7 protein-coding genes are annotated in these 6,654 nt (G+C 37.5%); 4 read left to right on the forward strand and 3 right to left on the reverse strand.

From position 1 onward, the window contains the following. Positions 1-184: 184 nt before the first annotated feature. On the reverse strand, positions 185-577 hold the full coding sequence (locus tag FG383_RS20510; protein WP_142609517.1) for a DoxX family protein: 393 nt from the start codon (positions 575-577) through the stop codon (positions 185-187). A 231-nt stretch (positions 578-808) separates the two neighbouring features. On the opposite strand from FG383_RS20510, the gene FG383_RS20515 reads away from it, so the two are divergent. After that, positions 809-1,336, forward strand: coding sequence for a helix-turn-helix domain-containing protein (locus FG383_RS20515; RefSeq protein ID WP_142609519.1), 528 nt, complete (start codon positions 809-811; stop codon positions 1,334-1,336). A gap of 388 nt (positions 1,337-1,724) precedes the next feature. Here FG383_RS20515 and FG383_RS20520 read toward each other — a convergent pair whose 3' ends face one another. Both FG383_RS20520 and FG383_RS20525 read right to left on the reverse strand, forming a co-directional pair. Beyond that, a complete protein-coding gene (locus FG383_RS20520; RefSeq protein ID WP_142609520.1) occupies positions 1,725-2,288 on the reverse strand; it encodes an NADPH-dependent FMN reductase in 564 nt (187 codons plus the stop codon). 158 nt (positions 2,289-2,446) lie between these two features. Then, positions 2,447-3,205 carry an NAD-dependent epimerase/dehydratase family protein gene (locus FG383_RS20525; RefSeq protein ID WP_185908028.1) on the reverse strand — a complete coding sequence of 253 codons (759 nt, stop codon included), beginning with the start codon at positions 3,203-3,205 and terminating at the stop codon, positions 2,447-2,449. 99 nt (positions 3,206-3,304) lie between these two features. Here FG383_RS20525 and FG383_RS20530 point away from each other — a divergent pair, with 99 nt between their 5' ends. From FG383_RS20530 to abc-f, 3 genes are all read left to right on the forward strand, one after another. Next, positions 3,305-4,309: a hypothetical protein gene (locus FG383_RS20530; protein ID WP_142609522.1), complete on the forward strand. Its 1,005-nt coding sequence runs from the start codon at positions 3,305-3,307 to the stop codon at positions 4,307-4,309. Between the two features lie 47 nt (positions 4,310-4,356). Next, positions 4,357-4,539: an SE1832 family protein gene (locus tag FG383_RS20535; protein ID WP_142609523.1), complete on the forward strand. Its 183-nt coding sequence runs from the start codon at positions 4,357-4,359 to the stop codon at positions 4,537-4,539. A 221-nt stretch (positions 4,540-4,760) separates the two neighbouring features. Further along, positions 4,761-6,329, forward strand: coding sequence for a ribosomal protection-like ABC-F family protein (abc-f, locus tag FG383_RS20540; RefSeq protein WP_142609524.1), 1,569 nt, complete (start codon positions 4,761-4,763; stop codon positions 6,327-6,329). Positions 6,330-6,654 lie beyond the last annotated feature (325 nt).

Here is a 6,654-nt window from a genome sequence, read left to right on the forward strand (position 1 = left end):
TCTTTCTCTGTAAAAACTATTTTACTCATAATCTTCCCCTGTATTTTCTTTATTTTTTCTAATTATACAAAAAAGTACCCTATAGGTAGACCTTTTTTTAAGTGTCTACTCTATAGGGTACATTTTAGACAGGAAGACTCTTTTTATTTTTGTACATCATTTTCTAAAATGAATCGAACGCTGTTTACTTAAAAAATGTTTCGTCAATTGACAAAAACTTGCTTCCGTTGATTGCCAAAAAAAGTGCAATTACTAAGAATGCTAGATCTAGTTCATAACCAGCCATCTCAGGTATACCTAGAAAACCGATTGCGAATTTTACTTTTACGATTGCACCAATCATTAATACAACAATAAATGCTGAAACTATGCGAGTTCCAATCCCTAAAATAAGTGCAATTCCGCCTACCAATTCCAATGTAGCTACTGCGTATGCAAAGAAACCTAAAATTCCAATGCTTTCAAACCAACCTACAGTATTAGCAATGCCACCTTGAAATTTAACCAATCCGTGCACAAGAAAACTGATCCCTAACACAAGTCTTAATAATAATGTACTAACTCCTAATTTATCCATCTCTATTTCCTTCTTCCACTATTTTATTCTTTTAAAAACATTTTATTCATATAAGTGAACAATAAGTCCAAAAAAATTACTTTTAGCATAACTTCCACATCTACATCTCCTTTTCCGCTAAAAGTTCTTAATAGAAATATATGTTTCATATAAGATAACATCGTAATATAGATATCGTCAACAAATTTGTGTTACGATATCTGTATCAAAACTATTTTGGGAGGGATGAACGTGGAAGTCGGCTCTAAAATCCGAGATATACGTAAACGAAAAAAGATTACGATTGCACAAATGAGTGAACAAATTGGGCTATCAAAAGGTTTTATCAGTAACATCGAAAATGATAATACATCCCCTTCCCTCAATACACTACAAACAATTGCAAATTATTTGGATGTGCCATTACCTTATTTACTACTCGAAAAAGAGGAACATATGAAAGTAGTAAGGAAATCTGAGCGAGTGTATACGACATTTAATGAAATTAAAATAGAACATCTTACGTCCCAAAGTGGGCTACGCATGATGCACATCGAATTAGCACCCGGTGCATCAACAGGTGAAGCGATTGCCCACGAAGGAGAAGAAAGTCATGTTGTCCTAAAAGGCACCGTACTCGCAGAACAAGGGGAAGACTCGGTCATTGCTTATGAAGGCGATTCATTCAGTTGGAATGCCAGCGTACCGCACTTTGTCAAAAACATCGGGGACGACGTTGCTGTATTACTAATTGCTGTTTATAAGGAAAATGCTCGCTAAGAGTATAGTAATAAACGCCATGGAATAGAATTTCCTTGGCGTTTTGTTATTTTGGGAATTGGACTTTTTTAGCTATTCACTTTGGAATGACACCTGTATTCATTGTTGTCTCACTCCAAGTAAACTTGCTATTTTAGGAATTGGTTGCTTTCACCAGCAATTTGGTTGCTCTCCGAATAGAACTGGTTGCTTTCGATGACCAATTAGTTGCTCTAAGCCATTTACTGGATTCACCCATTCGAAAAACCTGTATAAAATTTTGTTTTTCGCTTCAGGCGGCGAAAATCACAGCGGTCACTAGAAAAAAATTATCCACATGTCTAAATTTTTTTGTTCCCTAAGCAATAAAAGAGGATATCCCACATGAATGGGACACCCTCTCAAAATTTTAGTGCGTATCAATCGGCTCTTTACAAAGACTTTTACTCATTTCTGCATATTGGACGAATACGCGAGCTAGTTCGCGTAAACGATTATGTACATCTTCGTCCACTATTACGTTATTCCCATCAAAATGGCTTGAATGTGTGTAGACATAATTTGGTGTTACTAGACATCTGAAGTAGTCCAAAATAGGCTTCAGCTGATTTTCGATGACTAAATGATGCTGATATGTCCCGCCATTTGCAACAATTGACACTGGTTTATATCGCATCGTTTTAGGATGTAAAAAGTCGAATGTATTTTTTAAGACACCAGGAATGGATCCTTGGAAAATAGGCGTTGCAATTATATAACCGTCCGCTTGTTCAAATTTGCTCACGAGCAGCTTCATATCATCATTGTACTGATCGAAAGGTCTGCCATCTACAAATTGATGCTCATAATTTGCTAGCTTTATAATTTCTAATGTATGCTCTGTATTAATCTCTTCTATATAGTCTTTCACTTTTTCTAGAATGACACCAGTTTTGGCACCGATAATCGTTCCGTCTACGAGTAGTATTTTCATCGCTTTAGGACCTCCTTTATTCGTTCTTTATTGTATCAAAAAAGAAGCAGGATTTTTGATACAAAGTATTGATTTGACAAAATTCATCCTTAAGACTGAGAAATCTATTTACTTGATATATATAGTATATGCACCCATTCATCGTGCAGTAAACCGGTTTAATCGCCCGCTTTATCCTCGTCTCCAAATATATCTTTACGTTTGCTCCAGTCAAATAGCTCTTCTCTCGGAATTGGCTTTTCTTCTTTTTCTAGAAATGGCTTTGCGTTTAGAATGTCGATTGATTTATACAATTGATCTTTGTTTTTACTAGTATGTACAGCGTAATGATACATGGCGAACGCAAGTTGCTCACCATCAGTTGCTCGGAATCCCTTAAAAGGACCGATCAATAACGGATTTATTAGTTGAAAAATCCCTTCTGCTAATCGCTCTCCTAATCGAAATTCTGCTCGCTCTCCAGTTAATAAGGAAGGACGGAAAATAGATAGATGGGGTAGTTTTAAGTCAATCAGCCCTTCCTCCATCTTCCCTTTCACACGGCTATAGAAAAAAGGAGATTTGCTATTGGAACCAGCTGCAGAAATGACATGAAAGTTAGGAATACCCCGTTTTTTAGCTAATGAAGCAATTCGTAGTGGATATTCTAAATCTACCTTTTCAAAGTTTTCTTTTGTTTTTGCTTTTTTCATCGTTGTCCCTAGGCAGCAAAATAAATCATCGGCAATATCCAAATCATTTTCTTCTAGTTTATCGAATTCTCTTATCTTCACATCTAATTTAGCATGTGTGTATATAAGATTCTTTCTAGCAATTACCGAAACTGCAACGTAGTCTTCACTTTCGCATAATTGCTTAACTAATAGTTTCCCGATAAAGCCCGTTGCCCCAATTACGATGGCCGTTCGTTTTGTCACTACAATTCCTCCTCGTTCAGCTTGTCTCTTCTAGTTGTCATATACCCCTGTCCTTTTCCATACAATATAAAGAATATTTACTGGAAAGGAAGATGAAAATTGAGACTAGCTTACCTTTTAAATACATTTCCACACCGCGGTTTATACCCTGCTGATCGAGCAAATGCGCTAGTACCTGCTTTGGAAACATCCGATTATAAAGTTTTTGTGCCTAGTACAAATACAAGCCTTCTAGCATATTTAGAAAAGCAAAATATTAAAACTTGTGCATTTAAAAATAATGCACATTTGCTAGAAGAATTAAAATTCTTTAACCCTAATTGTATTATCCATGATAGTGGAAATTCTGAAAAAGATTTAATTCGTCGTTTAAAATCATTTAATTGTCCTCATATTCATTTTGACGATCATGGAGACGGCGGTGTTTTAGCTGATCTTGTTTTTCAAACATTATATGAAAATCCAAAGGATCTATCTAAAGAGCATTTTATATATGGTCCTACTGGCTATATTCCCACACGTACCATTAATCCGAAAACAAATAACTCGTTACAGGATCCACCACATATTGTCGTAGCTTTTCCCCACGAGGATCCAGAAAACTTAACATATCGAACGCTGAGACATCTTGTGCAACTTCATATTCCCCTGCAGATTAGTGTTTTAGTAGACGAGCATTATAAACATGATATTCATGATCTCAAGCGATTTGCGCTCACTCGTAAGTCCATCAAAATTATTTCGACGAATGACCCAGAATCTATCATCTATACTAGTGATATCGTCATTAGTTCTGGTTCTTACACGCCTTTCTTAGTAGCACAGTATCAAATTCCATGTATTATTCTTTGCGCTCATGAGGAGGAGGTCAATTATGCCTTTCCACAAGAAGGACATGGCTTCGCAAATTTAGGACTTGGTCGGAAAATAAAACAATCATACTTACAAAATGCCGTTATGGAAATTATATTACATGATAATAGAAGGAAAGCTTACATCCATAAACAAAAACACTTTGACTTTAGCACTAACTTAGTAGAAGTAGTGGAACTGATCGAACAAACAATTGCTAATAAAAAAGCTGAAGAAGAAATCGCACGTTAAGCGCGATTTTATGCTACAATAGGGCAAAAAGCTGAAGGTGACTATTCATGACAAAAGATCAACTACAAGCGGAAATTACTGAGTTAAAAATGGATTATATTCGATTACAAGGTGATATGGAAAAACTAGAATCCAATGGGCACCCCACTCAAGTAGAAAATGCCGAACGTAGATTAGCCAAGATGGAAGAAGACCTTGCAGAACTAAACAAACAGCTCGCGGAATTATAACTTGAAACATAGGAAGTTTAGACTTCCTATGTTTCAAGTTAAGCCTCCGGCGGATGTCACAGATTTGCAAAAGAAGTTAAAGGAAGGCAGTCTAAGTTCGCGACGTCCTGTCGCAACGACTGCATGACCAACATCCTGTTGGCCTCAATTCAAAATCTGGACGCAATTACGCCAAGGCATAATTGATTTAAGTAGAGCTTTCTTTTTGGAGGAAATAATAGATGAGCTTATTAAACGTAGAAAATTTGGGACATACATTCGGAGATCGTACTCTTTTTAAAGAGGTTTCTTTTCGCTTGGTTGAGGGTGAGCATGTTGGACTTGTTGGTGCAAACGGTGTTGGAAAGTCGACGTTAATGAACATTTTAACAGGTGAAATCATTTATGATGAAGGCCGTGTAGAATGGCTGCCTGGCACACATTATGGTTATTTAGATCAGCATACTCGACTGCAACAAGGACGTTCGATGTTCGATACACTTCGAGATGCATTCTTGCCTCTTTATAAAAAAGAGGAAGAGTTAAATGAAATAATTGCCCAAATGGCGGATGCGACGCCTGAAGAATTAGAAGTGTTACTAGAAAAAATGGCGGAAATACAAGATGTGTTAGATGCCGGAGATTTTTATTCATTAGATATGAAAGTAGAAGAAGTTGCTCGTGGACTTGGGCTAGATGCAATTGGTTTAGATCGTCCTGTGGAAGCACTTTCTGGTGGTCAGCGTACGAAAGTTCTTTTGGCTAAGCTTTTATTAGAAAAGCCGAAAGTTCTTTTATTGGATGAGCCTACTAACTATTTAGACGAAGAGCATGTGAATTGGTTATCCAATTATTTAAAGAACTATCCATATGCGTTTTTATTAATTTCGCATGATACGGAATTCATGAATGGGATTGTGGATGTTATTTTCCACTTAGAATTCTCCAAACTTACACGCTACACGGCGTCTTACGAGAAATTTTTAGAGCTCGCTGAGTTGAATAAAAGACAACATATCGATGCTTATGAAAAACAACAAGACTTCATCAAAAAACAAGAAGATTTTATCGCCAAAAATAAAGCAAGATACTCTACAACTGGTCGTGCAAAATCTCGCCAAAAACAATTGGATCGTATCGAACGAATCGATCGTCCAGAAACGGCTGCAAAACCGGAATTTAGTTTTAAAGAATCTCGTAGTTCTGGACGTTATGTTGTAGAAGCGGAGCATTTGCAAATTGGTTATGATAACCCACTGCTCCCACCACTTACGTTTACTATCGAACGCGGAGAAAAAATTGCGCTTGTCGGCATGAATGGTATTGGTAAATCTACCTTGCTTAAAACGATGTTAGGCAAGATTCCTGCACTAGGTGGAAAAGTAATACGCGGAGATTTCTTATATCCTTCTTATTTCGAACAAGAAGTAAAAGCTGGTAATATTACACCAATTGAATCCATATGGGAAACTTATCCTAGTATGGAACAAAACCAAGTTCGTGCTGCTTTAGCTCGTACTGGTTTGAAAAGCGAGCATATCTCTCGCCCACTGTCTTCTTTAAGTGGTGGGGAGCAAGCAAAAGTGCGTTTATGTAAACTGATGATGGAAGAAAGTAACTGGTTAATATTCGATGAGCCGACAAACCATTTAGACATTCACGCAAAAGAAGAACTGAAACGTGCGATGAAAGAATTTAAAGGTACTATTGTCCTCGTCAGCCATGAGCCTGAGTTTTATGAAGGTTTAGTAACGAAAGTGTGGAACGTGGAAGAGTGGTTCTCTACCGGTAAAGAGGTTGTAGAAGAATAATATTTTGGTGACCCCAAGCATTATGCTTGGGGTTTTTTAGTTGGATATGGGTTATGTGCGGATAATGGTGGGGATTGCTCGCTCCCAACCTTATTTCCAAAAGAACAAAAGTGCTCGCATCTGTCTCTTCCCCGATATAGCAAATGAGAACGGTGAATGGAATAATGCACATAATGGGGATACTGCGCGGTAAAAGACCTATTAGGTGACCGCTAGGATTTTCACTGCAGTCGTACGCTTTCCACCGGGTAAGCGATGAGCCTTCACCGCCGCTTAGGCGGACGTTGTGAAGTCTCATTATGCTCACTTATCCGGTAGGAGTCGA

The sequence above is a fragment of the Psychrobacillus soli genome, from assembly GCF_006861775.1.
In the GTDB taxonomy this organism is placed as follows: Bacteria; Bacillota; Bacilli; order Bacillales_A; family Planococcaceae; genus Psychrobacillus; species Psychrobacillus soli.

Coding starts and splice junctions, on each gene's coding strand:
- FG383_RS20535 (WP_142609523.1), top strand. CDS start 4,357: ATGACAAAAGATCAACTACAAGCGGAAATTACTGAGTTAAAAATGGAT.
- FG383_RS20520 (WP_142609520.1), bottom strand. CDS start 2,288: ATGAAAATACTACTCGTAGACGGAACGATTATCGGTGCCAAAACTGGT.
- abc-f (WP_142609524.1), top strand. CDS start 4,761: ATGAGCTTATTAAACGTAGAAAATTTGGGACATACATTCGGAGATCGT.
- FG383_RS20510 (WP_142609517.1), bottom strand. CDS start 577: ATGGATAAATTAGGAGTTAGTACATTATTATTAAGACTTGTGTTAGGG.